General features: G+C 68.2%; 3 protein-coding genes. All 3 read right to left on the bottom strand.

The annotated features are described in order from the left end of the window. Positions 1-152: 152 nt before the first annotated feature. From yacG to JHC57_RS22275, 3 genes are read right to left on the bottom strand one after another with little or no spacing between them, the layout of a single operon-like run. A complete protein-coding gene (gene yacG, locus JHC57_RS22285; protein WP_294032741.1) occupies positions 153-335 on the bottom strand; it encodes a DNA gyrase inhibitor YacG in 183 nt (60 codons plus the stop codon). Then, positions 325-1,317, bottom strand: a complete 993-nt coding sequence (locus JHC57_RS22280) for a ribonuclease (protein WP_294032740.1) — start codon at positions 1,315-1,317, stop codon at positions 325-327. The genes yacG and JHC57_RS22280 overlap by 11 nt, the downstream gene beginning before the upstream one ends. Then, on the bottom strand, positions 1,310-1,894 hold the full coding sequence (locus JHC57_RS22275; RefSeq protein WP_294032739.1) for a nucleoside triphosphate pyrophosphatase: 585 nt from the start codon (positions 1,892-1,894) through the stop codon (positions 1,310-1,312). Before JHC57_RS22275 ends, JHC57_RS22280 begins: the two co-directional genes overlap by 8 nt. Between the last annotated feature and the right edge of the window lie 57 nt (positions 1,895-1,951).

The following is a 1,951-nucleotide window of genomic DNA, read 5'->3' as shown; positions in this document are numbered from 1 at the left end:
CGAACCGCCGACACTGCGATTTTCAGTCGCATGCTCTACCAACTGAGCTACCCAGGCAAACCGCGGCGGCCGGTCGGCCGCGCTGGCGAGCGGCGGCTATAGGCAGGGCTTTGCGTCCTGTCCAGTGACTTTGTTACGCTGTTTTGGCGGGGTCATCCCTCGTCGAAACGATCGTTATCGGCGGTGCCGTCGGGCGCCTGAACGGCGGGCACGCGATAATCCTCCCCGAACCAGTTGAGGAGGTCGCGGTCGCGGCAGCCACGACTGCAGAAGGGCTTGAATGCGGGATCGCGCGGCTTGCCGCAGAGCGGGCAACGCTGGGATTTACTGGGCATGACCTGTTCCCTTGATGGCCGGATCCGCGATCAGGCGGACCGCACGGCCGGTCCGCTTTTGCAGCGCATCGATCCAATCGGAGTGCGCGGAAATATGATCGATCACGCGGGCGCGCGCCGTCAACGTCAACGGCCCTGCCCCGGCTGCGCGTTCCGCCTGCCGCAGCAGCAGCGCCGCATCGGTGGCCACCGGATCGAGGCGGATTTGCTCGATCAGCGAGGGACGGTCGCGGCGACGGACGATCTGCATGAAACCGAAACCGTTGACCGCGGTCCGCTCGAAGGGTTGGAGAAGCGCGGCGTCGATCGCGGCGTCGATCGCGTGCCGCCCTGCGCGATCGGCAACCGAAGGAAAATCGATCCCGATCGATCCGCCGATATCGCAGCGGCGAATGAAGGCCGCGGCCGCGCGCGCGCCTGTTTGGGCCAGCGCCAGCGCGTCGCCCTCGCCATCGATATCGATCAGCACCATCGCCGGGGTCGCATCGACCCATAGCGCTCCGCCCGCAAACGGCCAATGACCCGAACGAACGCAGTCGACCAGTTCGGTCCAGCCCGCCGCTTCGAGTGAATCGCGATCGGTGGGCCGCACCTCGATGATGGGCACACCGTCGGCGGCTATGCGCGTGCGGAGGCCGGGGCCGTCAGCGATCTCCGCGCCCGGTTCCGCCATCCGCGCGCGCGCCGCCTTGTCGCGGCCGCGTTCGCGCAGCGCCATGCGCGTGATTTCAACGGTCAGTCGCGCGCCGGTCGAAGTCGATGGGGGCAATCCGGCGAGCGTCGCTTGCGGTTCGCCCGGCCAGTCAAGCCCGACCAGCGCGCCCTTGCCGCCTCTGCCCGCCTCGATCAGCTTCGCCCCGACGATCGCGCCCACGCGCGGCCCCTCGCCCTCGCGTTCGATGCGCGCCTCGACGATCTCGCCGTCGACGACCAGCGCCGCCCGCGCCTCGCCGATCCCGGCTTCATAGAGCCACTCAGCCAAGCGGGATTCCCGCGCTCGTCAGAAGCGCGCGCGTTTCGAAAAGCGGCAGGCCGACGACGTTCGAATGGCTGCCCGACAGGAAACGGACGAAGGCTTCGGCGCGCCCCTGGATCGCATAGCCACCCGCCTTGCCCATGCCCTCGCCCGATTCGACATAGAGATCGATTTCGGTGGCGCTCAGCGCCTTGAACGCAACGATCGTATCGACGACGCGCGTGCGCGTCCCGCCGTCGGCACCGACGACGCAGACTCCCGACCAGACATGATGCCGCCGCCCCGAAAGCAGGCCGAGCATACGGCGGAGATCGGCTTCGTCGGCGGGTTTTTCGAGAATGCGGCGACCGACGGCCACCGTCGTGTCGCCCGCGAGGACGACTTCGTCCGGCGCACGCGCGACCGCGAGCGCCTTGCCCGTGGCAAGCCGGGCGACATAGTCGCGCGGCAGTTCGCCCTTCAGCGGCGTTTCGTCGATTTCAGGCGCGGCGATACGCGCTGGCACCAGACCGATGCGCGCCAGCAGTTCACGCCGGCGCGGCGAAGTCGACGCCAATACCAGAGTTCGCACGGGCGCACGCATGGTCGCCGCGCCGCTCACTTGAAGCGATAGGTGATCCGACCCTTGGTCAGGTCATAG

Source organism: Sphingopyxis sp. (assembly GCF_016463645.1).
Taxonomy (GTDB): Bacteria; Pseudomonadota; Alphaproteobacteria; order Sphingomonadales; family Sphingomonadaceae; genus Sphingopyxis.
The sequence above is the reverse complement of the archived record's forward strand: the minus strand, read 5'-3'. Positions and strand labels throughout refer to the sequence as shown.